This window comes from Cellulosimicrobium cellulans (assembly GCF_007679345.1).
GTDB classification, from domain to species: Bacteria; Actinomycetota; Actinomycetes; order Actinomycetales; family Cellulomonadaceae; genus Cellulomonas; species Cellulomonas cellulans_A.
Genome location: NZ_VEGH01000016.1, coordinates 33,589 through 58,086 on the forward strand (window position 1 = coordinate 33,589; position 24,498 = coordinate 58,086).

A 24,498-nucleotide genomic window follows, 5' to 3' on the forward strand; every position below is an offset into this window, starting at 1 on the left:
GCTCCTCAGACGTGGTGCTCGCGCACCGGGACGGCGGTCAGGACCGACAGGAACGACTCGGACCAGTGCGCGACGTCGTTCTCCAGCACCCGGCGGCGCAGGCGGCGCATCCGCTTGCGGGCCTCGCGGGGGTCGATGTTCGCGGCGTGCTGGATGGCGTTCTTCAGGCCGGCGATGTCGTGCGGGTTCACCAGGATCGCCGCGCCGCCGAGCTCGTCGGCCGCGCCGGTGAACTCGCTGAGCACCAGCGCGCCCCGGTCGTCGGACCGCGCCGCGATGTACTCCTTGGCGACCAGGTTCATGCCGTCGCGCAGCGCGGTGACCAGCATGACGTCGGCCGCGAGGTACAGGGCCGCCATCTCCTCCATCGGGTAGGAGTGGTGCATGTAGTGCACCGCCGCGTGCCCGAGCTCGCCGTGCTCGCCGTTGATCCGGCCGACCTGCGCCTCGACCTCCTCGCGCAGCTGCTGGTAGGCGCCGACGTTCTCCCGGCTGGGCGAGGCGACCTGCACGAGCGTCGACTCGGGCACGGTCATCCGGCCGTCCTCGAGCAGCTCCTCGAACGCCTTGATGCGGTGCCGGATGCCCTTGGTGTAGTCGAGCCGGTCCACGCCGAGCAGCAGCACCTGCGGGTCGCCGAGCTCCGCGCGGATCTCCTTCGCGCGCTGCTGCACCTCCGGGGTGCGGGCGAGGCGGTCGAACGCCTTGGAGTCGATCGAGATGGGGAACGCCGCGGCGCGCACGTGCCGCTCCACGCGGCCGTCGGAGTCGGTCAGCGTGATCATCTGGCCGCGGGTGGTGCGGTCGGTGAGCCGGCGGACCACCCGGACGAAGTTGGCCGCGTCGCCGCCGCGCTGGAACCCGATCAGGTCGGCGCCGAGCAGGCCCTCGACGACCTGGAGCCGCCACGGCAGCTGGGCGAAGATCTCCAGCGGGGGGAACGGGATGTGGTGGAAGTAGCCGATCCGCACGTCCGGGCGGAGCTCGCGCAGGAACTTCGGGACCAGCTGCAGCTGGTAGTCGTGCACCCACACCGTCGCGCCCGGCGCGGCCTGCGCCGCCGCCGCGTCCGCGAACCGGCGGTTGACCCGCTGGTAGGCGTCCCACCACTGCCGGTGGAACGTCGGGGGCTGGATCACGTCGTGGTAGAGCGGCCACAGCGTGTCGTTCGAGAAGCCCTCGTAGTAGTACGTCAGGTCGTCCTCGGTCAGCTTCACCGGGACGAGCCGCATGTCGTCGGCGTCGAACGGCTCGAGCTCGAGGTCGGCGGAGCCGCCCCAGCCCACCCACGCGCCGTCGGAGCGCTGCACGACGGGCTCGAGGGCGGTCACGAGGCCGCCCGGGGAGCGGGTCCAGCTCGGAGTGCCGTCCTCGCCCACGGTCACGTCGACCGGGAGGCGGTTCGCGACGACGACCAGGTCATAGCCAGCAGATGTCACTGAAGTTCAGCTCCTTGGTGTCGCCTCGACCTTAACGTGACCCCGCGCGGACCGCCCGGGAAGCGGGCCGCCGTCCGCGGGTGGTCGGGTGCCTTCACCGGACCCGCCGCGCGGCACCACGACCCCCGCGCGCGCGGCGGCTACCGTGCCCGCATGGAGCGCATCGGGCTGTCGCCGGGCGCCGAGATCGGCGGGTACACCATCCTGGCGCCGCTCGGCTCCGGCGGCATGGGCACGGTGTACCGGGCGGTCGACGGCGGCGGCACGCCGGTGGCGCTCAAGCTGCTGCACCCGCACATCGGCGCCGACCCGTCGTCGCGCGAGCGGCTGCGGCGCGAGGTGCTGGCGCTGCAGCGGCTGCGGCACCCGGGCGTCGCGGCGGTGCTCGACGCAGAGGCGGACTCGACGGAGGCGTTCCTGGTCACCGAGCTGGTGCCCGGCCTCGACCTCGCCGAGCACGTCCGGCAGCGCGGCCCGCTCGACGCCGCGGCGCTGCACGGGCTCGCGAACGGGCTGCGCGACGCGCTCGGCGCGGTGCACGCGGCCGGGGTCGTGCACCGCGACCTCAAGCCGAGCAACGTGCTCGTCACGCCCGACGGCCCGGTGCTCATCGACTTCGGCATCGCGCAGTCCGTGGACGAGACCCGGGTGACCTCGACCGGCTTCGTCGTCGGCACCCCCGGTTACCTCGCGCCCGAGCTCGTCGACGGCGCGGAGCCCACGCCCGCGACCGACTGGTGGGGCTGGGCCGCGCTGCTCGCGTACGCCGCGACCGGCCGCGCGCCGTTCGGCACCCGCCCCCTGGAGGCCGTGCTGGTGCGGACCCGCAGCGGCGACGCCGACCTCGCGGGCCTCGGGCCCGTGACCGCCGGGGCGCTCTGGGACGCGCTGGCCGCCGACCCCGAGGACCGCGCGCAGCCCGACGAGGTGGTGGCGGCGCTCGCCGAGGCTGATCGCCGGGGGGAGTCGTACGACCCCGCGGCGGCGGCCGCCGCGCTCGCGGCGGGCCCGCGGGGCGGTGGGGCGCTGCGCGGGGGGACCGCCGCCGGGGCGACGATCGCCCTGGGGGCGCCGACGGCGGCGACCGTCGCGCTCGGCACCGCGGGCGCAGCGGCGGCGCAGCCGGCCGGGACCGGGCCGCTGCCCGCCGGCGCCGCCGCCGCGACCGGTGCGACCGCCGTGCTCGGCCCCGACGGCGCCGCGGTGCCGGCGGCGGGCGAGGACGGGACGGCCGTGCTGCCCGCGCCGGGGGAGACCTGGGGCGCGCCGCCGGCGCAGGACGGGAGCACGCGGGCGTTCGGCGCCGCCGCGCCCGCCCCGGCGCCGCCGTCCGTGCCGCCCCGCTCGGCGGCGCCGCCGTCCTGGGACGCGACCGGCGAGGACGACCGGTGGGCGACCGGGGAGTCGCCGACGCAGGCCTGGGACACCCGCCCCTACGGCGCGGTGGCGCCCGGTGCGCCCGACGACGGGGGCTACCCGGACCCGGGGTACCCCGGGGAGTGGCCCGACGACCCGGACGCCGGGCCGCCGCCGGCCCCCGCGCCGCCGCGGCGCACCGGCTCCCTGCTCGGGCTCGCCCTCCTGACGCTCACCGCGGCGGCCCTGCGCCCCGGCGCGACCCTGCTCGTGCTCGTCCCGCTCGTGCTGCTCGCGCGGACCGTCGGGTCGGTGGCGGAGGCCCTCGGCCGGCGGAGGGAGCGGGTCGGCGCGCGGCGGTCGGACGGGCTGCGGGCCGTCGCGTCCAGCCCGTGGCACCTCCTCCGCTCCCTCGTGACGCTGCTGCCCTCGCTGCTGGTGGCCGCCAGCCTCGCCGTCATCGTCCTCGGGGTCGGCTGGTGGCTGGTCGGGTCGGGCGCGCTCGAGGCCGGGCCGCTGCGCGCGGCCGGCGACGCGCCCGCCCCGGAGTCGGTCGCGACGCTGCTCGTCATCGCCGCCGCCGCGGGGCTCGCCGGGCTGTGGTGGGGACCGGCCGCCCGGACCACCCGCGGCGGGGCGCGCCGGATGCTCGGCGCGGTCGCGCCCGGGCGGGGCGGGGCGACGGTCGTGGTGCTGGCCGCGCTCGTCGGGGCGGGCGTCCTCGTGGCGCTCGCGGTGACCGGCACGCTCGTGGACTGGGCGCCGTTCGCGGCTCCGGTGCTGCCGGTCGGGGCCTGACCGCCGCGCGCGCGAGGCGGGTCCCGGGTCCCCGCGATCCCGCCGCCCGAGGCCCAGGCCCGGCCCAGGCGCACCCCGTACGCTTGCCCGCATGACCGGGACCGCCGACGCGCGCGTGCCCGGCCCCCTGCTGCCCGGGGCCGGCGCGCCGGGGGAGCGCGCCACCGGGGCGCCGGTCGCGCCCGGCCGGGCCCGGCGTCCCGCGGCGCTGCCGCTGCTCACGGCGGTCGCGTCGCTCCTCGCGCTCGGCGGCGCCGCCTGGCTCGGCGCCGTCCGCACCGTCGTGCACCAGTGCGTCACGATCGACGGGCCGCTGGCCCTGCTCGGCGTGCGGTTCGCGCTGCTCCAGGACGCGGCCGACTGCCCGACCGGCATCGCGCTGACCCCCGGGGCGTCCCACGGCGCGGTGCTCGCGCTGGGCCTGGTCCTGCCCCTCGTCGCCGTGCACGCCGTCCTCGGCGCGCTGGGCCTCGGGCTGGCCGCCCTGCTCCTGCGCGCCGCGGGCACCGCGCGGACCGTCCTCGGTGCCGTGCTGCGTCCGCTGCCGCGTGCCGCCCACGCCCGCCCCGTCGGCGCCCCGCGCCCCGCGCCCGCGACCCGCGCGGGCCACGCCCGCCCGGCCGTCCTGGCCCGGGCCCTGCACCCGCACCGGGGTCCGCCCGCGGCGCTCGCCTGAGCAGCCGCAGCGCACCCGACCGAAGGAGAGCAGGACAGATGAGCAGCACCCCGAGCCCGGGCAAGGGCCGGCAGACGAAGAACGAGCGGCGCGACGCCGCCCGCGAGCAGGCGCGCGCGATGCGCGAGCAGCAGGCCAAGCGCGACCGGCGGAACAAGATCCTCGGCATCAGCATGCTGTCGGTCGCGGTCCTCGCGCTCGGCGGCGTCCTGGTGTGGGTCCTCACCCAGGGCGGCAGCAGCAGCGACGAGGCCCTGCCCGACTACCCCGACACCCCGCTGAGCGAGGTCACCGACGCCCCGGGCGCCGCGCTGCCCGAGGGTGGCATCCCGGTCAGCGCCGCGGGCGTGGGCGGGACCGTCGACGACAGCGTGACCCGGGTCGACGTCTACCTGGACTACATGTGCCCCGCGTGCGGCGCCTTCGAGGAGGCGAACGGCGACAACCTGATCTCGCTCGCCACCGAGGGCTCGGCCACCGTCGTGTACCACCCGATCGCGATCCTCAACCGGTTCTCCAACGGCACCGGCTACTCGACCCGTGCGGCCTCCGCGGCGGCGCTCGTCGCCGACGAGGCGCCCGAGCAGTTCGCCGCCTTCAACGAGCAGCTGTTCGCCGGCCAGCCCGAGGAGGGCACGAACGGCCTCACCAACGCCGAGATCGCGGACATCGCGCGCGAGGCGGGCGTGGCCGACGACGTCGCCGACCAGATCGCCGACGGCACGGCGCTCGACCGGTTCGGGCAGTGGGTGACCTCCGCGACCAACGAGACCTCGGCGAACCCGGACCTGGTCAACGAGCAGACCGGCAGCTTCGGCACGCCGACGATCACCATCGACGGCGAGCTCTGGACCGAGAACTGGACCGACCCGAGCGCGCTGCTGCAGGCGGTCGGCTCCTGACCGGCGGCTGACCCCGCCGCGCCGCGCGCAGCACGAGGGCCCCGGCCCTGGCGACGTCCCGGTGCCGGGGCCCTCGCGCGTCCGGCCGCCGGACCCGGCCCGGTGATCGCTGTACACGCCACGTAGACTCCCGCGGTGCCCTCCCTGCTCGTGGACGTGACCCCGCTGCGCGTCAGCCCCGAGTTCCGCCGGCTGTGGTGGGGCCTGTCCGTCGCGAACCTCGGGGCCCAGCTGACCGTGGTCGCGGTCGGCCTGCAGGTCTACGGGATGACCCGCTCGACGTTCGCGGTCGGCGTCGTCGGGCTGTGCGCGCTGGTGCCGCTCGTCGTGTTCGGGCTGTACGGCGGCGCGATCGTCGACCACGCCGACCGCCGCAAGGTCGCCCTGATCGCCTCGGCGGTCAGCTGGGTCGCGACCGTCGGCCTGGCGGTCCAGGGCTGGTCCGGCAACACCCACGTCGGGGTGCTCTACGCCCTGGTCGCGCTCCAGTCCGGGGCCGGCGCGGTGAACAGCCCGGCGCGGTCGGCGATCATCCCGCGCCTGCTCGAGCCCCGGCTGATGCCCGCCGCGAACGCGCTGCAGACGGTCGGCTGGAACGTCGCGCTGACCCTCGGGCCGCTGCTCGGCGCCGGCCTGGTGGCGCTGCTGGACTACGGCATCGTCTACACGCTCGACGCGGTGCTCTTCACCTTCGCGTTCACCGCGCTGCTCCGGCTCCCGCCGATCCTGCCGGAGCCGTCGGCGACCCGGCGGGCCCGGGCCGGGCTGGCGTCCGTGCTCGACGGCCTGCGCTACCTCGGGACCCGGCCCAACGTGCGGATGACGTTCCTGGTCGACCTCGTCGCCATGATCACCTCGTCCCCCCGCGTGCTGTTCCCCGCGGTCGGCCTGGTCTACCTGGGCGGCGGCGAGACCACCGCGGGCGTGCTGACGGCAGCCGTCGCGGCGGGCGCCATGCTCGCCGGCCTGTTCTCCGGCGGGCTGGCGCGGGTGCGCTGGCAGGGGCGGATCATCGTCGTCGCCATCACGATCTGGGGGCTCGCCGTCGCCGGGTTCGGCGCGGTGCTGGTGGCCGCCGGCCGGTCCGGGCCCGACCACGTGCTGTGGGCCGCGCTGGCGCTCGCGGTCGTCACGCTCGCCGCCGCGGGTGCCGCCGACGCGGTCAGCGCCGTGTTCCGCCAGACGATCCTGCAGACGGCCACGCCGGACGACATGCGCGGGCGGCTGCAGGGCGTGTTCGTGGTGGTCGTCGCCGGCGGCCCGCGGCTCGGCGAGCTGCTGCTCGGCTGGGTGTCGGGGGCGCTCGGCGAGGGCGGCGCGGCCGTCGTCGGCGGGCTCGCCTGCGTGCTGATCCTCTGGGTGCTCGTGCGGGCGCAGCGCGGGTTCTGGCGGTACGACGCGCTGGACCCGCAGCCCTGAGCCGGGCGGCGCGGGGGCCGCGGGGCCGGTGGTGCGGCCGGTAGGCTGGTCGCCGCGCGCGCTCCGGCGTGCGCCTGCCTCCTTAGCTCAGCTGGCCAGAGCAGCTGTCTTGTAAACAGCAGGTCGTCGGTTCGAATCCGACAGGGGGCTCTGCCGAGGGGTTGGAGAAAGTCCAGCGTCGAAGTTGGAGGAGATCCAACGTCCCTTCTGCGCCCCCCAGCAGGGGCGATGTCCGCTTCCCGAGGCTGACGACGACGCGCGCTGATGGTGTGCACATCGGGCCTCACCGTTGGCTCGGGGTGGCGAGTTGGAGGAAGTCATCGGGACGGGCTGGGCGTAGCTGAACCCGCGTCGGGTGTCGCTTGAGCGTCCGGGTCATGGTCGTGGGACCCGGTGGCGTCCTCGATGCAAGCCTGAAGGGACGAGTTCGCCGTCCAACAGGGCGGTCGCATGGTGAACTGAGACCATGCCGGCGCCGTTGCTCATTGATCAGGTCGCAGTCTCCTTCCGAGTCCCTGACGAGGACCTACGAGCGTGGGCCGCCGGCCGGCGCGTCTTCGTCTCCAGCCTGATCACGGACCTGCCCGAGGAACGCGCCGCCGTCCGCCGGGCCATCGTCGCGGTCGGCGGCGAACCGGTCATGTTCGAGGACGACCTCGGCGCCCAGGACATTCCCGCCGACCGCGCCTACCTCGCAGGCGTGCACACCTCGCAGATCTACGTGGGGCTGTTCGGTGAGAGATACGGCGTCCGCATGCCCGACGGTTACTCTGCGACACACGCGGAGTTTCTGGAGGCCGAGAGGTACGGGCTCCGGCTGTGCCTGTTCGTTCACGGCGTCGACGGCTCGCGCATGGACGGTGCGCAGAGGGACCTGGTGTCCAGCGTCCGCAACTCGTACACGACCAGCTCCTGGGCCGATCCAGACGACCTCGCCGAAAGGCTCACGCGCCGGCTGCGGGAGCTCGCCGCCGAGGAACTTGCACCGTGGGTTCGGCTCGGCAGGTGCGTGTTCCGTGCCACGCAGATCGACCATGACGGCAGCGGCATCGTCGTCACCGCTGACATCCGCAGCAACGCCGTGTTCGCCGAGCTAGAGCGGCTGCGCGAGAGCCGGGCGGGAGACCTCCCATTCGCCGCCCCACACCTCGTTCGGCGGGTGCAGGTCTCGGGTGTCAGCAGCAGCACCGCGTCGCTAGCTTCCCACCGGGTGCGCATCTCCCTGACGGTCCAAGAGCGCCGCGGTATCTCGATGCGGTTCGGATCGGTAAATGGTCGATCCGGGTTGGACCTGGCGCGGGATGGGCTTTCCGCGGCGCTGTTCGGCACACCTGTCCCTGACGAGCTCCGGCACTTCATCACGGTGACCGATCCGCTCGATCCGATCCGCGGGCTCGGGCTCGATGATGTGGTCGCCCGCCCTGTCGCACGGTTGCTCGTCACCGAGCATCTGCTGTCGGGCGACGACGTGTCGAGTGTCGACGCGTTCTCGCTCGGCCCGTCACGCCAGGGGCACCGGCGTCTGCGCATCACGTGGACTCCGCGGGCTATCTACACGAACCAGCCCGACCCTGCTCCTCTGACTCTCGACGGTGACGTGTCCGACGTCTAGCCCGAGCGGACCCAGCGGCGTCGGGACTGCCTGAAGCCCGCCTCGTCGAAAGCTCAACGCCACGTGATAGCGGGCGTCAGCCCAGGTGGACGCCTCGGACGAACACCCCGGGAAACGAGACACCGTGAGTTGCGGGCGCTGCCGGTTCGAGCATGGTCCCGTCCGCCGGGGGTTCGGGCTCACCACCGCAGAACTCGGAACCGAGCGTCAGCCACAGGCGCCGCCCCGCGGTCAAGGGCAAGGGCTCACTGACAACGATGCGGGCAGTCTTCAGATCGGTACCTGCCTCCGTCACCTGGAGGAACAGCGTCGTCACGGTGTCCCAGCGGTCATCGACCGGTAGCACGAGCTCGCTCGGATCAGACGGCGCGGCTAAGAACGCGTGACGGAACACCGCGACCGCGAACGCGTGGCGGACGCCATCTATGAACGGCGTTGGCTCGAACTTCCACGGGGCACGATCGTGGTCTTGCGGAAGCACCGGGTTCGACGACCGTCGGTTCTCGCTGGTCTGCGCCCACCGCCACGCCACGTCGCCGTGCAACGACAACTTCCACATGCTCCCGGTCTCGGCGCCGGCCATGTAGATCGAATCTTGCCTCGTCCACACGCGCCATCCGGGGCACGACAGGCCCGCGTTCGGTCCGTCCGTGATCTCGAACCTGAACCGCACCCGGTTCTTCTTGCTCACGACATCCCCTCCAGGTCCGATGCGCCAGCAGCGGCCGCGTCAATGCTCGAGGGCCTGGGCCTGCCACTCGTCGAGGACGTGCACGGGCAGTCGTAGCCCCCAACGTCCGAGGATGTCCTCGGTCAACGAGACGGCCACGGCGCGCGGAGCCGCCAGGAGGTCGACGGTCGTGACCTCGGCGGTGGCCTCCATCTCGTTCGCATGCTGGAGGTGGACGTCGAGCAGCTCGCGCTGCCACGTCCCTGTGATCAGCTCCCGCCCCGCGACGTTGACGAGGCCGAAGCGGATCGACACGCCGTCACATGCGAGGTCGGTCGCGAGCCGCGCCGCCAGCTCGCACACCTCGACTGCGTAGAACAGCACGTCCCAGATCGCGACGCTGCCGGTGGCCTCGGCCGTGGCCGGCCGGAGCTCCGCCGAGCTGACGTACTCGGTCGCAAGCGCTCGTCGTTGAAGGAACTGACCGCTCGAGCACAGCCACCACGCTTCGGCGCGGCGGACTGGCCGTGCCATCGCATCCTGGCCGATCCGGTCGCCAAACCGCTTCAGCACGCCTGCACGGAAGAACATCGGGACCGGCCACCCCCGCAACCGCACGGTCGCGCGCTCGACGACGTCGTCGAGGCGATCCGCGGGGATCCGCGAGGGGTCGAAAGGAAGAGGACGAATGGCCACGTCGAACATCGCTCTGTCCGCGAAGTCCGTGTCCCACGCCGAGGGCTCGGACCACGCTCGAGCGCGTTCAGCGTCGAACAGCTCGTCGTCGGTCGGAGCGGTGCTCGCGCTCAGCGCGAGCATCCCGGCCTGGCCGGCGCGCCGGATGAAGTCGCGCACTCCCTTGGTTGTCGCCAGATCCACGAGGTCCCGCATGTCGGCCGACGTCGGCACGTGCACCGACCTGGGCATGCCGCGAGGGCGCACATACGTCGCGCCGGCGGTCGTCTCGTGGGGGTAGTCCCGCTTGCAGATGTACGGCACGACGTCGAACTCGGTGACCTCGAGCGCCACGACGCGTGCCCCGTTGCTCAGGGTCAGTGGAACGGTCGTGAAGAGCAGGGCGGGATCGCTCAAGCGGGAGAGCTGGGTGCTGACCTCGTCGTGGTCAGACCACGACGCGAGCTCCTCGTCTGTTAGGCCGGGCTGCATCTGCGCGATCGCCGACTCGTCGATGCCGATGCAGATGAGTCCGCCGTCCCGCAGATTCCCCATCGCCATGGCCGCCCGGGCGACCTTCGCGCAGAACCCCCGGTCTCGGAGACTGCCGGGTCCCTTAACCTCGAACGCCCTCAGCTCGTGACCGAGCGCGAGGAAACTCTCCATCTCTGCTGGCGTGATCACAGGGAGAGGCTACGAGTGCTCGAGGCGGGCGCGTGGCCGTTCGACACGCTCGTCTCGGCCGCCGTCTTGCCGCCACGACTACGCCCACGGGCGCCGTCACCAGCAGCTCGGGCTCCTCGAGGTCAAGGTCATCGTCGGCACAATGATGAACGGCATCGCGACCATCGCCGCCCGGTGGATCTGCGAGAGCGTCGGAGCCGTCGACGACAACTCGCGAGCGCGGTGGGCCGAGCTCGTCGACTACTTCCTCTCGGGCCAGTGGTCCGAGATCGACCGCGATGACGCGGGATCGACGCGCTCCTGACGGGCACCGCGCACCGACCGGACCCCAGCGTCCAGCAAGAAGCTCCTGGTCTCATGCCCGGACGCACACTTCAGTCATGAGCGACGAGCAGCTCGGCTGGACCGACGAAGACGACGCGCGCTTCGCGTTCGAAGCGTTGCCCGATTGGCACCCCGCGGTGTTCGTGGACGTGTTCCGCGCGACACTGGGGCTCGAGGACAGGGAAGGGCGCACAGCGTTCCTGACCCAGGCGCTGGTCACTCCGGAGTCGGTGCCGCAGTGGGGGACCTTCGCGCGAGCAACTGCGCTGTTCGGCTCCGGGCTGAGGATGAGTCTGACCGCGCTCTACGCGCTCGACGCACCGGACGTCGCGTACGTGCGCCTGGTCGAGACGGCCGCGCACCAAAGCCCGAGCGTCGTCGACGTGCCCGCGACCGCTCACGTCACCCTCGTGTGGCGTCGCGACATCGCGATCGTGCCCCGGACGGGCTGGCGGGTCCACCACGTCGGCGAACCGATCGCTCCGAACTTCGTGCCCCGCTCCGCGCCCGGCGTCGATCCACATTCGCTCCGCTGAGCGGCGATCGCGACACTGGCGCGCCGGCACGACCCGGGTGAGAGCCACGATTCCGCGTCCATAGGGGTGCGCGCACCTGATCAACCAGACCGCGGTGGATGGGCCCGGCGGTGGGTCTTCCACCATCCGCACGGCCGCGACCTCGTCGACCAGTGGGACCTGCCGCAGCCCCGGGAGCATCACTTCGACGTGACCGACATGGACCCGCTTCAACGAACGGCGGCAGCGGACGTCGAACACGTCAGGCCGGCCCGTCGGAGCCGGCGTCGAGGAGCGGCCAGCGCAGACGGTCGAGCTTCGCGAGCCGCTCGCCGATCCGGGAGCCGGCGCGTTGGTCTTTGGGCAGCAGCGCCAGGTAGCGACGCAGCACCGCGCGCTCCTCGTCGTGGCGACGAAGCTTGCGCAGGATGATCGCGGCATGCTCGGTGTAGGCCGGTGGGGGAGTCAGTCTGTCGTGGGCGTGCTGCGCTTCCGCCCCGGTGATCGCGACGTAACAGAGCTCGAGCGCCTCCTCGAGGCGGCCTTCGCGTTTGAGCTGCTTGATCGGCTCGACCAGCTCCAGATAGTGGATGTTCTCGACCGTTCCGGCGCGGAACGCGTCCGCGCGCGCCCCGCCGTTCGCGAGAGCGTCGGACACCATCTCGCGGCGCTCGAGGTGGCCGTCGACCCGAGTCTCGGTGCGGGTGATTGGCGGCCACTTGTCGGCACTGAACTGCCAGCGCGGGGTGCTGTCCTCGAGCCACACCCACGCGGCGGCGCGAGCACGGCCGTCCTGTTCCTTCGCAAACAGCTGCACGCGCACGGATAGCGAGGCGTCTGTCGGCGGGTCGAGCCGGACAGCGACAGGGTGGGGCAGATAGCCGATCGGCTCACCGTCGACCAGCACGGCGACCGCGGCGGGGTCGGCCGGGTTTGCCGGCTCGCGTTGCGCGATGCCGTCCATCTCGACGTGCGCGGGCAGTTCCAGGCCGCGACGCGCGAGGAACGCGTCAACGGCATCGCGCGTGAACGTCGTGGTGCCGCTCAGCGGGTGGAGCGGACCGATGGTTCCCGCCGTCCGCGTCACGTGCACCCGCGGCGTGGGCTGCTGTGAGTCGTCGTCGGACGGTGCCGAAGTGGGAGGCGTCGGTGCCGATGTCAGTGCGGCCTTGATCCGAGCGAGGATGCCCATCGTCGTGTGCCGTTCAGTCGTCCGTGTCAGTCTCGAGAGAGCCGGCATCGGGCGGTGTGGCAAGCGACCCGGTCGCCGGGCCCTGAAAGTCCGCGCGGTCGGCGTCCGCGCTCGGAGCCGCCGCGAACGGAACCAGGACGCTCGCCACCGTCGCTTGGGCGTGCTCGAGATGGTTCGGCTGATCGTCGAAGTAGATGTGCGGGCGCAGCACCGACAGGACGTGAGCTTTGCGGACCCCGCCGAGGAAGAACGCGTCGTTCACCTGCACGTTCCAGTGCCTCAGTGTCCGCACCGCGCGTTCGTGAGCGGGGGCCTGTCGCGCGGTCACCAGCGCGAGCCGCACCCTGGGTCGGTAGTCGGTGAAGTCCTTGCTGTGCTGGCGTTCGGCCTCCTGGATCCGGCCGAGCGCGACGAGGAACTGCTTCATCGGCCCGTCGCCGAGCGGCTTGCCGGCGTTCTCGCTCTCGTACGCGAGGTACTCCTCGAACGTGGAGTTGTTGTAGACCTCTTCGGCTTCGTTGTCCGCAAGGACCCGGTCGAAGTCCAGCGCGACGAGCAGCGAGTCAGGGTCGTCGGCGTCCGGTTCGATCGCGGTGCGACCGAGCACCTGGCCCGCCGGGTAGCCGGCGGCCGAGGCCGCCACGGCGTCGGCGGCGTTCCCCGACAGGAACAGGCAGATGTTCAACGCGTCGATGTACTGGTACGGCGCCTTGCCCTCGGTGAACACTGCCCGGGTGATGTCGAGCTCGTAGTGCGCGATCGACTTCATGATCCGCAGACCCGTGGTCGCGTCGTCCTTCGCGAGCACGATCACCTCGACCAACGCGTCACCGGGCCGCAGGTCGTTCAAACCGAGCAGACGCTTGACGAATGGGAATGCGACACCCGGGGGCAGAGGGTCGTCGATGTGCTCGTCCTGGTAGGCCCGGTACTCGTCAAGGCCCTTGCGGAACGCGTCGTGCGAGTCGCGCACGTCGAACAGCGCGCTCGGGGTGATCCCGACGACGAGCTTGCCGAAGAGGTTGTATTCCGCCACGTTCGCAGGCTAGAAGTTCCCGGTCGTCCACGGGCCTGGAACCGCGCGAGGGGCGGCACGTTCCCACGAACGGCTCACGACGAGCGTCACGCGCGGCGCGATCAACCACCGCGTCGTGGGGGGCGTGAGGTCTGCTCGCGGCGCACGCCGCCCCGAGCGCATGGGCCTCGACGCGGTCCGCGATGTGGGTAGGGCTCAGCGGAGGCGGCGGACTCGCACGGCCTTGCGCATGCCCTGCACAAGCATCTTCCCGCTCTCGATCGTGACCTCCGGGCGGGAGGAGTACCGGTACGAGTACCAGTACTCCTCCTGCTGCCACTCCGACCCGTCCGTGAGCGTGACGACCGTGTCGCCGTCCCACCCGGTCCACTCGCCGTCCACGTACCGCTTCACGACTTCGCTCCCTCGTGTCCGATGGCAGCGGTGGCCGCTGACAGCGCGCAGTTCTCAGCCGCGTTACGACCGCCGAGAGCCTTGTAGGTGACGGTCCCGACGCCCGAGGCGATCGTGACGATCTCGCCGACCTGGGACACGACTCCGACCATCGCCGGGTGCGCGACGTAGGCCCACATCAGCAGTGCGAACGCCAGAACGGCCATGTAGGCCCCGATGGCGTACCGATCCCGTTCGGTCAGCACCGCATTTTCCGGGACTGCGTCCGCGACGGACTGCTCGACAGCCGTGGCGAGCGTCGTCTCGTCAACGGTCAGATCGAGATCGGTCAGCGCCGCCCCGAGCTTCTCGGCGACCACCGCCGAGGAGCCCAACCGCGCGAACGCGTCCTGGATCGTGAGCGTCGACAGAGCCTCGCGGTACACCTCGCTCGGGTCGAACGGGGCGATCGCCGTCGTGATCCACGGCGCAGGGTCGAGCCCGGCGATCATCGACCGGTAGGTGGCGGACACGTCCTGTATCGGTTGCAGCGCCTTCGCGGTCGACTCCGCCGCGAGGTTGCGTCCCATGACGTCATCCAACGTCTGCTTCCAGCCGCTGGTCAGCGTGCCCATACCGATCGTGTCCAGCTGCAGCGCACGGAACGCGTCCGCACCTGACGCGATCTTCACCACCGAGTCGATCTGCTCCTGCCAACGCGGCCCGAGACTCGACAGCGCACCGATCGTGGCGAACCGGTCGCGCGGCATCGCGGCCGCGACGACGTCGCGCACCGCACCACCGGAGAACGAATCCACCAGCTGCTCGAGGGCGGGCGGCTTCATGGCGGCGAGCAGCTGGTCCAGGACCGGCGACGGGACGGTCGGCATCGAGACGATCGACGCGATCTGGTCTCGGACACCGGCCATCGGGTCCGGCAGCTGCGGGCGCGGCTCCCGGTCATGCAGCTGCCGTCGGCTCATGCGCGGCTGCGGGTGCGGGCTGTCGACCAGTGCCCGGGCGTTTCGTCTTCACCATCCGCTGCCGGCGCACCGGGACGCTCGTCGTCTTCAGCTTCCCGATCCGTCATGCAGGCGAGTGCAGATCGCCGGTCCTGGCCGCCCGTTGGTGGACCACGGGACGAGCCCGACGATCCAAGCCGGTGTCTTGAGCGTTACACCCCGTTGATCCAGCGCCCGCCGTCTGGGCCGAACGACGGGATCAGGGTCAGGCAGGTCCCGGCCAACAGCCGCCCTTGGCCCGAAGGGCGACCGACGAGCAACATCATGATGCGCATTAATATACGCGTATAGTTATCGCATGCCCAGGCCAGCGCTCACCGAGGAGGAACGCGCGAACGGCCGCGCGCTCGGCTCGGTCCTGAGGGCGTTGCGCGGGTCGGCATCCGCCGCTCAGATCGCCGCCTCAGCGGGCGTATCGCTCGACACGCTGCGCAAGCTGGAGCAGGGCGCGGTCGCCGCACCCGGCTTCTTCCTCGTCGTCCGCCTCGCGGGCGCGCTCGGCACCACCCCCAACTACCTGGTCGCTCAGGTCGACCGCCAACGGGAGCAGACGTGACGCTCACCCTCACCGAGGCCCCGGTGCCGCGCGATGCCGAGCACTACAGTCGCGACGTGCTCCTGTCCGGAGGCGACTGGTCGCGCACCGTCGCGTGGTACGACCCGACACGTCTGGCGACGCCGGCGTTCTGGGTGGAGCAGGCGCGCCAACGGCCCCGCCCGCAGACGTACCAGGTCGGTTCCACGCTGCTGGAGGAGGTTGCGTTGTGCCTGCTCGGTGGGCACGCGATTACCGAGCAGATGGCCTACGTATCGTTCGCCCGGTTGCGGAGCGAAGGGCTGCTCACCGGGGAGCCGCAGCCGGAAGCGACGTTGCACGCGGCTCTTGCGCGTCCGTTCGACCTGCCCGACCGGCCCCGTCCGGTGCGGTACCGGTTCCCGGCGCTCAAGGCCCAGCGGCTCAGCGCCGTCATCGACATCCTCGGGGCTGCTACGCCCCCACCGGTCAGCGTTCCTCGCGAGCTGCGCGACTGGCTGACGGGGCTGCCGGGCGTCGGGGCGAAGACGGCGTCCTGGGTGGTGCGGAACCTGACCCGCAGTGACGACATCGCCGTCATCGACATCCACATCCGGCGCGCGGGCGTCGTCGCCGGCGTCTTCGACCCGGGCTGGAAGCTCCCGAGGGACTACGCGCGGTTCGAGGAGGCGTTCGTCGCGTGGGCGCGCGTCGGCGGGGTCCCGACCGCGGACCTGGACGCGTGCATCTGGGCGTCGTTGGCTGCCCTCGGCCGGCACGCACGCGTCGTGTTCGGGGTGAAGGCGCTGACCGACCTGGACTGATCGCACGAAACCGCCCACACGGCCGACCGCCCGGCGATATGTTGCCTCCACCAACTTCTCTCAGGGGGCTCTGATGGGTGGTAGCGGCGGCTCGACGTACAGCGACTACGTCGGGCGTGGCGGACAGGCGTCGGGTGCCTCGTGCGCGCTCCTGGGCTTCGAGGCGGCGGTGAACTCGCCCGACCCGGATGTCGTGCGGGTGCTGACCGTCGGGACGTTGTGCGAGATCCTGCTGGAGGGGGCACCTGCTCAGCTGCGGGTCTACCTGCGGCAGTCCGGTGCTCTGCTCGGCGCGATCACCGAACGCTGGCCGGAGCTGTCGGGGTGCATCGCGGACGGGTTCCGGTACGAGGCGGAGGTCATCACGCTGTTCCCCGCCGTGCGGGTGCGCGTCCAACCGCGCACCACATACGAGCTGCCGGTGCCGTTCCGCGCGCACATCGACGCGACCGTCGCGTTGACCGCCGCAGGGTCGTATGAGCTGACGCTCGGCTTCGACCGCAAGGTCATCGCGACCGCCGACGGGAATCCGGTGGGGACCATCCCCGAGGAGCCGGCGGCGCTCCCCGACGCCGTGGAGATTCAGCGGGCGACGATCGCGGTGGTGACCGACCCGGTCACCGGTGCGGTCGAGGTCCGGAAGGGCTGACCGGTGACCTCGACGTTGGCTGTCGTGGGCGGCACCTACCGCGAGCAGTGCGAGGAACCGCGCGTGCAGAGGCTGTGCGGGTCGGGGCTGCGCGCCACCCAGATCCTGCGAGGGCTGGGCCACGAGGTCCGGTTCGTCACGTGCATCGACGACCACCTGCGCCCGGAGTTCGACGCGGTGACCGCCGCGCTGCCCGGGGTGGACGTCGCCGCGTCACCTCGCACCGGGCCGATCGGGTTCACGTACGACACCCCGGTCCACTCCACGAACCGCGGCGGGACCGCCAACGCCGACCCGGTCACCGCGGCGGCGGACGTCGTCGTCGCGTTCGGCATGGTCGAGAAGACCGAGTGGACCGTCCAAACGCAGTGGGCGGTCATCGACCCGCAGCACGCACCGCTGCCGGACTTGCTGCGCAACGTCACCGCAGCCCATGTCGCGGTCGTCCTCAACGAGCACGAGGTCCGTACCCAGGCGAACGACGACGACCTCGACGCCGCGGCGCAGTTCGTCCTCGGCCTGGGCGTGCACGTGGTCGTGATCAAGCAGGGCGCCCGCGGGGGACTGGTCGTGACGAGCGCGGGGACCGCGACGTTCGGGGCGTGCCCGACCGAGGTCGTCGACCCGATCGGCTCCGGAGACGCGTTCACCGCCGGCTTCGCGCACTCGTGGGCGATCGAGCACAACCCGCCGGAGCAGGCCGCGCAGGACGCGTCACGGGTCGCGGCAGCGCACTCGCTGACCGGGGTCGCCGGGTTCAGCGCGAGCGCGCTGGACGCGGTCCCCGAACCGATCGAGTACGTCCCCGGCCCCGGACCGCAGGTGTACCTGGCCGGGCCGTTCTTCAACATCGCGCAACGGCAGCTGATCACCCTGATCCGCACGGCGCTGACTCAGCTCGGCGTCGAGGTGTTCTCCCCGTTGCACGAGATCGGCCGCGGTGGGGACGAGGTCGCCGAACAGGACCTCGCCGGGCTGCGCGACAGCAGCAGCGTCCTGGCCGTCCTCGACGGCGCCGACGCGGGCACGCTGTTCGAGGTCGGTTGGGCCACCGGGGCTGGCATCCCGGTCGTCGGGCTCGCCGAGCACCACCAGGACCATGCCTGGACGATGGTGCGCGGTACCGGCAGCGCGGTGGTGCCCGACCTGTCATCCGCCGTGTACCGGGCGGCGTGGGCCGCGCTGAGCACCAGCACGGCCGCGCCGTGAGCAGACTGCTGCTGCTGTCCGGGGGACTGGACTCTACGGCGCTGGCGGCGATGACCCGCCCCGAGCACTGCCTCGGGATCGACTACGGCCAGGTCGCCGCCCAAGCCGAGCATCGCGCCGCCACGCAGGTCGCCGTCGAGCTCGACCTGCCGTTCACGCACTTGCACGTCCCCGCCGGTGCCGTCGCGGCTGGGCTGATGAGCGGGGACACGACCTTCGCAGCAGTCGACGGGGTCGCCCCGGAGTGGTGGCCGTTTCGCAACCAGCTGCTGATCACCCTGGCCGCCGCGTGGGGCGTCACCCGAGGGTTCACCGAGATCCTCCTGGGGACCGTCGCCTCCGACGGGGTCCGGCACGCCGACGGCACCCCCGAGTTCCGCGCGGCGATCGACCACCTCCTGCGCCTCCAAGAGGGTGCGATGCGCGTGTCCGCGCCGGCTGCGGATCTGACCACCGACGAGCTGCTGACCCTGTCACACGTCCCGGAGAGCGTCCTCGCGTGGACGCACTCGTGCCACCGCGCGAACCTGCCATGCGCGAACTGCCCCGGATGCGTCAAGCGCACCACGACGCTGCACCGGGCCGGGATGCTGACGTGAACGCGGACCGCACCCGCGTCCGGGTCGTCACCGGTGTCCTGGTTGTCGCGTTCGCGTCCTGCGTCGTGCTCGCCAACTGGGCGATCCTCCACATCGGAGCGGACTACGGCCCGGCGCAGCCGCGCACGATCCCCGTGGGCTTCGGTCTGTCCGCGCCGTCCGGCGTGCTGTTCGCCGGCGCCCTGTTGACGTTGCGTGACGTGCTGCACGAGAGGCTCGGCTCGGGCCGCACCCTCCTGGTGATCGTCGCGACCGCGCCGCTGTCCGCGGTCACCTCCGCCCCTTCGATCGCGCTGGCGTCAATCGTGACGTTCCTGATCGCGGAGCTCGCGGACCTGGGCGTGTACGCCCGTGTCCGGGCTCGTAGCCGGGTCGCGGCGGTCGTGGCGAGCAACGTCGTGTCGAGCGTGGTCGACTCGGCCGTCTTCCTGACGATCGCGTTCGGCTCGCTGCCCGATCCGGGTGTGGTCGCAGGGATGGTGATCGGGAAGGTCGCGGTGTCGGCGCTGACGTTGGCCGTGCTGGCCCCGGCCTTGCGCCCGGCGCGTGCGGGCATCCCGGCAGCCGCAGCGGACCTGGTGTGAGACAACCGGTGGCCACGGCAGTTGTGCCCCCCCGGGCGGGGTCAGCGTGCGGCGGGCCGGCCGCCGTCCGCGGATGCTCCCGGCTGGCGCGACACGCCGATGCGGCCGCGAGCGACCCGGCAACTCCGCAGGTCACGGCCCCACCGCCTCTGAAGGTCCACCCCGACAGTCAACTCCTGGAGATCGGACAACGGACTCCCAGCCGGCAGCCCAGACATCCCAGGTGACCTGCGAAGTCCAACCGTTCTCTGCCGTACAGTCGCCGGCATGGGGACCTGGGGCGTGGGACCGTTCGACAGCGACGCCGCGGGCGACCTGCTCGCGATGATCCGGCACGGCGACTTCACCTTCGCCGAGGTCGACCCGTATTTCGAGGACGACGAGTACGTCGAGGCGGACGGCGGCCAGGCGGCGCTCGCGATGGTGGAGCTGGCGCTGGCGGTGCACGGCGCCCTGCACGCCGCGGTCCCCGAGGAGGAGACCCTGGTGCCGGCGTTCGCCGGGCACCTCACCCCCGACCGGACGCGGTGGCTCCTCGAGCAGGCCGACCGGGTGCTCGCCGACCCCGACACGTCCGAGCTGTACGAGCTGTGGACCGAGCCGGGCGCCGACGCCTGGCTGACGACCTCGCGCGCCTCGGTGGACCGGCTCCGCGCGCTCGCCACGGGCTGACGCCGCCCGGGACCCCCGCGCCGGCTGCCGCCCGCGGGCGTGCTGCCGCCGAGGTGGGCGCCCGCCGCGCTCGGCCGCCTCCGCGCGCCGAGTGTGCAACCGACACGTCGAGCGAGTAGTCGGCGATTGCACTCTCGACGCGTCGAGTACTCGCTCGGCGCGCGCGGCGGGCGGCGGGCGGCGCGGGTCAGCGGCGGCGCGGGACCGCGGTCGTGCCGCGGACGACCAGGTGCGTCGGGAGCCGCAGGTGCTGCCCCGCGCCGGGCCCTTCGCCCGCGCCGGCGTCGGCCCCCAGCAGCGTCAGCAGCATCCCCACCGCCGCGCGGCCGAGGTCCTGGATCTCCTGCCGCACGGTCGTGAGCGGCGGCGTCGTCGCGGCGGACTCCGGCACGTCGTCGAACCCGACCACCGACAGCTCGGCGGGCACGCGCACCCCGAGGCGGGCGGCCGCGTCCAGGATGCCCATCGCGGACAGGTCGTTGGCGGCGAACAGCGCGGTGGGCGGGTCGTCCAGGGCGAGCATCGCCGCGGTCGGGGCGTCGGCCGCGTCCCGCCGGTACTCCGCCACGTGCATCAGCGCCGGGTCGACCGGGATGCCGGCCTCGGCCAGCGCCGCGCGGTACCCGGCCTCCCGCAGCCGGGAGGACTCCAGGTCGGCGCGCCCGCCCAGGAACCCGATCCGCCGGTGCCCGAGCCCGAGCAGGTGCCGCACCGCCAGCACGGCACCGTGCAGGTTGTCGGAGTCGACGGTCGGCAGGCCGCCGGGGCCGGCGTGCGGGTCGACGGCCACCACCGGGACGGAGGCTCCCGCGTGCAGGACGGTGGGGGTGACCAGGACGGCGCCGTCGATGAGGGTGCCGCTCAGCCGCGCCAGGTAGCGGTGCTCCCAGCCCGCCCGGCCCGAGCCGCCTCCGGTGTAGGCGAGCAGCGCGTGGTCGGTGCCGCGCAGGGCGGCGCCGGCGCCCTTGAGGATCTCGGCGCTGAACGGCTCGAACTCCGCGACCAGCACCCCGACGACGCCGGTGCGGTGCGAGCGCAGGCCGCGGGCGACGATGCTCGACTCGTAGCCGAGCCGGTCCACGACGGCGCGCACGTGGGTCGCGGTGCCGGCCGCGATGCCGTCCCGCTGGTTGATCACCTTCGAGACGGTCGCCACCGAGACCCCGGCCTCGCGGGCGACGTCCGTGATCGTCACCCGGCGTGCCATGGCCGTGATCCTAGGTTGCTAAAACGTTATCGACAACGGTTGACACGCTGCTCCGGCGGCTGCCAGAGTCGCCGTGCAGTCAGCGATGACGAGGAGGGCCCGACCCCGGCACAGCCGCAGGGGTCGGCGTCACGAGCACGACGCACGGCGGTCACCCGCCGACGGCGAACGGTCCGGCCCCGGCGGGGAGGACCACGGTCAACTCAACGAAGAGGGCAGATCATGAAGGCACGCAAGACGCTGGCGGTCACGGCCGCGGCGATCGTGGCAGCCATGACCCTCGCCGCCTGCGGCGGCGGCGACTCGGGGTCCGGTGGCGAGGACGGCGGGGACGTCACGATGACGTTCTGGCACAACTCGACGACGGGCGACGGCAAGGCCTACTGGGAGGACACCGTCGCGGCGTTCGAGGAGGCCAACCCGGGCGTCACCATCAACATCCAGTCCATCCAGAACGAGGACATGGACGGCAAGCTCCAGACCGCCCTGAACTCGGGCGACGCGCCGGACATCTTCATGGCGCGCGGCGGCGGCAAGCTCGCCGACGTGGTCGAGGCGGGCCAGGCCATGGACCTGTCCGACGCGCTGACCCAGGAGACGCGTGACGCGCTCGGCGAGGCGTCCCTCGCGGCGTTCTCGGTCGACGGCTCGGTCTACGGCGTCCCGACGGCCGTGCTCCCCGGCGGCCTCTACTACAGCAAGGACCTGTTCGCGCAGGCCGGCATCACCGAGACGCCGACGACCGTCGACGAGCTGAGCGCCGCGGTCGACAAGCTCAAGGCCGCCGGCATCCAGCCGATCGCGCTGGGCGCCAAGGACGCGTGGCCCGCCGCGCACTGGTACTACTTCTTCGCGCTGCGCGAGTGCTCGCAGGACACCATGACGCAGGCCGCCAAGGACATGTCCTTCGACGACGAGTGCTGGACGAAGGCCGGCGAGGACCTGCAGGACTTCGCCGCGACGGAGCCGTTCAACGAGGGCTACCTGACCACCACCGCGCAGCAGGGCGCCGGCTCCTCCGCGGGCCTCATCGCCAACCACCAGGCCGCCATGGAGCTCATGGGCGCCTGGGACCCGGGCGTCATCGCCAACCTGACGCCGGAGCAGGAGCCGCTGGCCGACCTCGGCTGGTTCCCGTTCCCGGCCGTGGACGGCGGCGCCGGTGACCCCACCGCGATGATGGGCGGCGTCGACGGCTTCAGCTGCTACGTGGACGCGCCGAAGGAGTGCGCCGACTTCCTGAACTTCATCGCGGAGAAGGACAACCAGGAGGGCTACGCCGAGGCGTTCGTCACCCTGCCGGCCAGCAAGGACGCGCAGTCCGTCGTGACCGACCCGGCCCTGCAGGACGTCCTGGCGTCCTACAACGACGCGGCCTACGTGTCCGTCTGGCTGGACACCCTGTTCGGCCAGAACGTCGGCAACGCGCTCAACACCAGCGTCGTCGAGATGCTCGCCGGCAGCGGCAGCCCCGACAAGATCGTCGAGACTGTCAACGCCGCGGCGGCCAAGGAGTAGCACGACCATGAGCGACTCGCAGGGCGTGAGCCCGGTGGTCATCTCGTCGCCCGAGGGTCGCTCGGCGGCCGGGGGCGGTGCCGTCGCGGCACCGTCCCCGGCGCCCCTCCCGCGCCGGCGGCGCGGGAGCTGGCGTCAGCGGCTCGAGATCGGCATCCTGACCGGACCGGCCATCCTGATCTTCCTGGCGTTCGTCATCTTCCCCGTGGTGATGGCGGCGTACTACGGCTTCTTCAAGTGGAAGGGCTTCGGCCCGCCGACCGACTTCGTCGGCCTGGACAACTACGTCGCGATCCTGAAGGACCCGACGTTCCACGACGCGCTCCGGCACAACGGGTTCATCGTCGTGATGTCCCTGGTCCTCCAGGGGCCCGCGGCCGTGATCCTCGCGCTGCTGCTGAACCGCAAGATCCGCGGCCGGTCGCTGATCCGCGTCCTGATCTTCGTGCCCTACGTGATCTCCGAGGTCATCGTCGGCACCGGCTGGAGCCTCATGCTCCAGACGACCGGCGCGGTGAACAGCCTGCTCGAGAAGATCGGGCTCGGGTTCCTCACCGCCGACTGGTTGTCCGACCCGAAGATCGCCATCTGGTCGTTGATGATCATCATCACGTGGAAGTACATCGGCTTCGCGGTGATCCTGTTCCTCGCCGGCCTGCAGTCGATCCCCGAGGAGCTGCACGAGGCCGCGGCGATCGACGGCGCCTCCTACTGGCAGGCGCAGCGCTCGATCACGCTGCCGCTGCTCGGCCCGACGATCCGGATCTGGGCGTTCCTGTCGATCATCGGCTCGCTCCAGCTGTTCGACCTCGTCTACATCATCTGGGGCCAGTACGTCTCCGCCACGGCCGGGACGTCGACCATGGCCACGTACATGGTCTCCAACGGCCGCCTGGCCGGGAACTACGGCTTCGGCAACGCCGTCGCGGTCGTGCTGTTCCTGATCTCGCTGGCGATCGCGCTGACGTACCAGCGCTTCGTGCTCCGCCGGGACACCGAGGGCGCGCTGACCGAGAGGAAGAAGTGATGGCCGCCACCGCCGTCCAGACGCCCCCGCTGCCGGCGTCGCGCCCCGAGCCCCGTCGTCGCCGGCCCGGCCGCTCGCTCGAGCGCGTGAACCCGCTGGTCTACGTCGTCGCCTGGCTCCTGGTCGGCGTGTGCATCGCGCCGGTCGCCTACATCGTGCTGGGCGGCCTGCGGACGAACTCGCAGATCACGCTCGACCCGTCCGGCCTCCCGACGACGTGGGAGTTCGGCAACTACGTCGATGTCCTGTCCAGCTCGCTGTTCTGGCAGCAGTTCCTGAACTCGGCGATCTGCGGCATCGCGACGACGATCGGCGTCGTGGTGCTCGGGGTCATGGCGAGCTTCGTGCTGGCGCGGTACCAGTTCTCCGGGCGCGGGGCGATGTACTCGCTGTTCGCGGCGGGCCTGATGTTCCCGATGACGGTCGCGATCACGCCGCTGTACATCATGATCCGGCAGCTCGGGCTGATGAACAGCCTGGCCGGCATCATCCTGCCGCAGATCGCGTTCGCGCTGCCGGTGACGATCATCATCCTGGTGCCGTTCCTGCGGGCGATCCCGAAGGAGCTCGAGGAGGCGGCGGCCATCGACGGCGCGAGCCGGCTCGGGTTCTTCTTCCGGATGGTCGTGCCGCTGTCGGTCCCGGGCGTGGTGACCGTCGGCATCCTCGCGTTCGTCGCGAGCTGGAACAGCTACATGCTGCCGCTGTTCATCCTGAACGACGAGGGGCAGTACACGCTGCCGCTGGGCGTCCAGGCCTTCGCCTCGCAGTACTCCGTCGACACCGCCCGGGTGCTGGCGTTCACGTCGCTGTCGATGATCCCCGCGCTGATCTTCTTCTCGCTCTTCGAGCGGAGGATCGTCGGGGGTCTGACCGGCGCCGTCAAGGGCTGAGGCCGACGGCGGGGCGCCCTGCGCCGCCCCGCCGCCGTGCCCGCCACCCGCACGTCCTCGAACAGGAGCACCCTCGCGTGTCCGACACCACCGGCACCGCCGCCCCGGCT

The 24,498-nt window shown here is 72.2% G+C and carries 25 protein-coding genes and 1 tRNA gene; 18 read left to right on the plus strand and 8 right to left on the minus strand.

Annotated features, from left to right (window positions below):
* Positions 1 to 5: 5 nt before the first annotated feature.
* Positions 6 to 1,439, minus strand: coding sequence for a trehalose-6-phosphate synthase (locus FS882_RS17945; RefSeq protein WP_158375144.1), 1,434 nt, complete (start codon positions 1,437 to 1,439; stop codon positions 6 to 8).
* A gap of 153 nt (positions 1,440 to 1,592) precedes the next feature.
* On the opposite strand from FS882_RS17945, the gene FS882_RS21130 reads away from it, so the two are divergent.
* The 6 genes from FS882_RS21130 to FS882_RS17975 all read left to right on the plus strand — a co-directional run bounded on the left by FS882_RS21130 (position 1,593) and on the right by FS882_RS17975 (position 8,202).
* Positions 1,593 to 3,593: a serine/threonine-protein kinase gene (locus tag FS882_RS21130; protein WP_187365356.1), complete on the plus strand. Its 2,001-nt coding sequence runs from the start codon at positions 1,593 to 1,595 to the stop codon at positions 3,591 to 3,593.
* Between the two features lie 91 nt (positions 3,594 to 3,684).
* Positions 3,685 to 4,269, plus strand: coding sequence for a hypothetical protein (locus FS882_RS17955; protein WP_158375146.1), 585 nt, complete (start codon positions 3,685 to 3,687; stop codon positions 4,267 to 4,269).
* A gap of 38 nt (positions 4,270 to 4,307) precedes the next feature.
* On the plus strand, positions 4,308 to 5,171 hold the full coding sequence (locus FS882_RS17960; protein ID WP_158375148.1) for a DsbA family protein: 864 nt from the start codon (positions 4,308 to 4,310) through the stop codon (positions 5,169 to 5,171).
* Positions 5,172 to 5,306: 135 nt separating this feature from the next.
* Complete coding sequence (locus FS882_RS17965; RefSeq protein WP_158375150.1) at positions 5,307 to 6,590, plus strand: MFS transporter; 1,284 nt, start codon at positions 5,307 to 5,309, stop codon at positions 6,588 to 6,590.
* Between the two features lie 76 nt (positions 6,591 to 6,666).
* Positions 6,667 to 6,740, plus strand: a tRNA-Thr gene (locus FS882_RS17970).
* A 316-nt stretch (positions 6,741 to 7,056) separates the two neighbouring features.
* A complete protein-coding gene (locus FS882_RS17975) occupies positions 7,057 to 8,202 on the plus strand; it encodes a DUF4062 domain-containing protein (protein WP_158375152.1) in 1,146 nt (381 codons plus the stop codon).
* A 76-nt stretch (positions 8,203 to 8,278) separates the two neighbouring features.
* Here the strand turns inward: FS882_RS17975 and FS882_RS17980 are convergent, their stop codons facing one another.
* Together FS882_RS17980 and FS882_RS17985 are read right to left on the minus strand one after the other, a co-directional pair.
* The gene (locus FS882_RS17980) at positions 8,279 to 8,893 is read right to left on the minus strand and encodes a hypothetical protein (RefSeq protein ID WP_158375154.1); all 615 of its coding nucleotides are present in this window, start codon (positions 8,891 to 8,893) and stop codon (positions 8,279 to 8,281) included.
* Between the two features lie 39 nt (positions 8,894 to 8,932).
* Complete coding sequence (locus FS882_RS17985; RefSeq protein WP_158375156.1) at positions 8,933 to 10,231, minus strand: hypothetical protein; 1,299 nt, start codon at positions 10,229 to 10,231, stop codon at positions 8,933 to 8,935.
* 142 nt (positions 10,232 to 10,373) lie between these two features.
* Between FS882_RS17985 and FS882_RS21135 the strand changes: the two genes are divergently transcribed.
* Positions 10,374 to 10,535 (plus strand): hypothetical protein, encoded by a 162-nt coding sequence (locus FS882_RS21135; RefSeq protein ID WP_187365357.1) that lies wholly within the window; start codon positions 10,374 to 10,376, stop codon positions 10,533 to 10,535.
* 76 nt (positions 10,536 to 10,611) lie between these two features.
* Positions 10,612 to 11,091 carry a hypothetical protein gene (locus FS882_RS17990; RefSeq protein ID WP_158375158.1) on the plus strand — a complete coding sequence of 160 codons (480 nt, stop codon included), beginning with the start codon at positions 10,612 to 10,614 and terminating at the stop codon, positions 11,089 to 11,091.
* Between the two features lie 241 nt (positions 11,092 to 11,332).
* On the opposite strand, the gene FS882_RS18000 is transcribed toward FS882_RS17990, so the two are convergent.
* From FS882_RS18000 to FS882_RS18015, 4 genes are all read right to left on the minus strand, one after another.
* Positions 11,333 to 12,262 (minus strand): hypothetical protein, encoded by a 930-nt coding sequence (locus FS882_RS18000; protein WP_158375160.1) that lies wholly within the window; start codon positions 12,260 to 12,262, stop codon positions 11,333 to 11,335.
* A gap of 13 nt (positions 12,263 to 12,275) precedes the next feature.
* Complete coding sequence (locus FS882_RS18005; RefSeq protein WP_158375162.1) at positions 12,276 to 13,298, minus strand: 5'-nucleotidase; 1,023 nt, start codon at positions 13,296 to 13,298, stop codon at positions 12,276 to 12,278.
* A gap of 195 nt (positions 13,299 to 13,493) precedes the next feature.
* Positions 13,494 to 13,691: a hypothetical protein gene (locus tag FS882_RS18010; RefSeq protein WP_158375164.1), complete on the minus strand. Its 198-nt coding sequence runs from the start codon at positions 13,689 to 13,691 to the stop codon at positions 13,494 to 13,496.
* Complete coding sequence (locus FS882_RS18015; protein ID WP_158375166.1) at positions 13,688 to 14,653, minus strand: hypothetical protein; 966 nt, start codon at positions 14,651 to 14,653, stop codon at positions 13,688 to 13,690. The genes FS882_RS18010 and FS882_RS18015 overlap by 4 nt, the downstream gene beginning before the upstream one ends.
* A gap of 337 nt (positions 14,654 to 14,990) precedes the next feature.
* Between FS882_RS18015 and FS882_RS18020 the strand changes: the two genes are divergently transcribed.
* The 7 genes from FS882_RS18020 (at position 14,991) to FS882_RS18050 (ending at position 19,743) form a co-directional block, all read left to right on the plus strand.
* Positions 14,991 to 15,248 carry a helix-turn-helix domain-containing protein gene (locus tag FS882_RS18020; RefSeq protein WP_158375168.1) on the plus strand — a complete coding sequence of 86 codons (258 nt, stop codon included), beginning with the start codon at positions 14,991 to 14,993 and terminating at the stop codon, positions 15,246 to 15,248.
* Entirely contained in the window at positions 15,245 to 16,030 is a 786-nt protein-coding gene (locus FS882_RS18025) for a hypothetical protein (protein ID WP_187365358.1), read from the plus strand. Before FS882_RS18020 ends, FS882_RS18025 begins: the two co-directional genes overlap by 4 nt.
* A 73-nt stretch (positions 16,031 to 16,103) precedes the next feature.
* Positions 16,104 to 16,679 carry a hypothetical protein gene (locus FS882_RS18030; RefSeq protein WP_158375170.1) on the plus strand — a complete coding sequence of 192 codons (576 nt, stop codon included), beginning with the start codon at positions 16,104 to 16,106 and terminating at the stop codon, positions 16,677 to 16,679.
* A gap of 3 nt (positions 16,680 to 16,682) precedes the next feature.
* Complete coding sequence (locus FS882_RS18035) at positions 16,683 to 17,888, plus strand: PfkB family carbohydrate kinase (protein WP_158375172.1); 1,206 nt, start codon at positions 16,683 to 16,685, stop codon at positions 17,886 to 17,888.
* Positions 17,885 to 18,487 carry a 7-cyano-7-deazaguanine synthase gene (locus FS882_RS18040; RefSeq protein WP_158375174.1) on the plus strand — a complete coding sequence of 201 codons (603 nt, stop codon included), beginning with the start codon at positions 17,885 to 17,887 and terminating at the stop codon, positions 18,485 to 18,487. Before FS882_RS18035 ends, FS882_RS18040 begins: the two co-directional genes overlap by 4 nt.
* On the plus strand, positions 18,388 to 19,071 hold the full coding sequence (locus FS882_RS18045) for a VUT family protein (RefSeq protein ID WP_222848258.1): 684 nt from the start codon (positions 18,388 to 18,390) through the stop codon (positions 19,069 to 19,071). The genes FS882_RS18040 and FS882_RS18045 overlap by 100 nt, the downstream gene beginning before the upstream one ends.
* Before the next feature lie 267 nt (positions 19,072 to 19,338).
* Positions 19,339 to 19,743: a DUF4259 domain-containing protein gene (locus tag FS882_RS18050; protein ID WP_158375176.1), complete on the plus strand. Its 405-nt coding sequence runs from the start codon at positions 19,339 to 19,341 to the stop codon at positions 19,741 to 19,743.
* 187 nt (positions 19,744 to 19,930) lie between these two features.
* Here the strand turns inward: FS882_RS18050 and FS882_RS18055 are convergent, their stop codons facing one another.
* A complete protein-coding gene (locus FS882_RS18055) occupies positions 19,931 to 20,950 on the minus strand; it encodes a LacI family DNA-binding transcriptional regulator (protein ID WP_158375178.1) in 1,020 nt (339 codons plus the stop codon).
* A gap of 222 nt (positions 20,951 to 21,172) precedes the next feature.
* Between FS882_RS18055 and FS882_RS18060 the strand changes: the two genes are divergently transcribed.
* Genes FS882_RS18060 through FS882_RS18070 form a run of 3 tightly spaced genes read left to right on the plus strand, consistent with a single transcriptional unit; the run spans position 21,173 to position 24,388 of the window.
* Complete coding sequence (locus tag FS882_RS18060; RefSeq protein ID WP_158375180.1) at positions 21,173 to 22,468, plus strand: extracellular solute-binding protein; 1,296 nt, start codon at positions 21,173 to 21,175, stop codon at positions 22,466 to 22,468.
* A 7-nt stretch (positions 22,469 to 22,475) separates the two neighbouring features.
* Entirely contained in the window at positions 22,476 to 23,495 is a 1,020-nt protein-coding gene (locus FS882_RS18065; protein ID WP_158375182.1) for a carbohydrate ABC transporter permease, read from the plus strand.
* A complete protein-coding gene (locus FS882_RS18070; protein WP_158375184.1) occupies positions 23,495 to 24,388 on the plus strand; it encodes a carbohydrate ABC transporter permease in 894 nt (297 codons plus the stop codon). The genes FS882_RS18065 and FS882_RS18070 overlap by 1 nt, the downstream gene beginning before the upstream one ends.
* Positions 24,389 to 24,498: the final 110 nt, after the last annotated feature.